Origin of the sequence: Pseudomonas sp. Nvir, assembly GCF_963778085.1 — a bacterium.
GTDB classification, from domain to species: domain Bacteria; phylum Pseudomonadota; class Gammaproteobacteria; order Pseudomonadales; family Pseudomonadaceae; genus Aquipseudomonas; species Aquipseudomonas juntendi.
This window is the reverse complement of the sequence record NZ_CAVZVN010000019.1, coordinates 1-1,436: the sequence shown is the minus strand read 5'-3', so window position 1 is coordinate 1,436 and position 1,436 is coordinate 1. Positions and strand designations below refer to the sequence as shown.

The 1,436-nt window shown below is 52.6% G+C and carries 1 protein-coding gene; it reads right to left on the bottom strand.

The features are described from left to right. Positions 1-1,436 (bottom strand): 30S ribosomal protein S1 (rpsA, locus tag AACG97_RS00185; RefSeq protein WP_338463223.1); only part of this gene is annotated, 1,436 nt, incomplete at both ends.

Sequence of the window (1,436 nt, the reverse complement as noted above, 5' to 3'; positions counted from 1 at the left end):
TTCACGGTAGCGATAGCGTCTTTTTCTTCCGCTTCGTCTTTCGCACGTACAGACAGGCTCACTACGCGGTTCTTACGATCCACGCCGGTGAATTTCGCTTCAACTTCGTCGCCAACGCTCAGAACCAGAGTTGCGTCTTCAACGCGGTCACGGGATGCTTCAGAAGCACGCAGGTAACCTTCTACGCCGTCAGCCAGTTCTACGGTTGCGCCTTTAGCGTCAACTGCAGTGACTTTACCAACAACGATAGCGCCTTTCTTGTTCAGAGCAACGTAGTTGTTGAACGGATCTTCCGCGAGCTGTTTAACGCCCAGGGAGATACGCTCACGCTCTGCGTCAACCTGCAGAACAACTGCTGCGATTTCGTCGCCTTTTTTGTATTCACGAACTGCTTCTTCGCCTGCAACGTTCCAGGAGATGTCAGACAGGTGAACCAGGCCGTCGATGCCGCCGTCCAGGCCGATGAAGATACCGAAGTCAGTGATAGACTTGATTTTACCTTCAACACGGTCGCCCTTGTTGTGGGTTTCCGCGAACTGCTGCCATGGGTTAGATTTGCACTGCTTCAGACCCAGAGAGATACGACGACGCTCTTCGTCGATATCCAGAACCATCACTTCCACAACGTCGCCAACGTTAACAACTTTGGACGGGTGGATGTTTTTGTTGGTCCAATCCATTTCGGAAACGTGAACCAGGCCTTCAACGCCTTCTTCGATTTCAACGAAGCAGCCGTAGTCGGTCAGGTTGGTCACGCGACCGGTCAGTTTGGTACCTTCCGGATAACGTTTAGCGATAGCTACCCACGGATCTTCGCCCAGCTGTTTCAGGCCCAGGGATACACGGGTACGCTCGCGGTCGAACTTCAGCACTTTAACAGTGATTTCGTCGCCAACGTTTACGATTTCGCTCGGATGCTTAACGCGTTTCCAGGCCATATCGGTGATGTGCAACAGGCCGTCAACGCCGCCCAGATCAACGAATGCACCGTAGTCAGTGAGGTTCTTAACGATACCTTTGACTTCCATGCCTTCCTGCAGGTTTTCCAGCAGCTGATCGCGCTCTGCGCTGTTTTCGGATTCGATAACGGCACGACGAGAAACAACAACGTTGTTACGCTTCTGGTCCAGCTTGATGACTTTGAACTCAAGCTCTTTGCCTTCCAGGTGCAGCGTGTCGCGCACCGGACGAACGTCTACCAGGGAACCCGGCAGGAACGCACGAATACCGTTCAGCTCAACAGTGAAGCCACCTTTAACTTTGCCGTTGATAACACCGGTAACAGTTTCAGCGTCTTCGTAAGCTTTTTCCAGCGTGATCCAAGCTTCGTGACGTTTAGCTTTCTCACGGGACAGCAGAGTTTCACCGAAGCCGTCTTCTACTGCATCCAGAGCAACGTCAACTTCGTCACCAACCTGGATTTCCAGCTCGCCCTG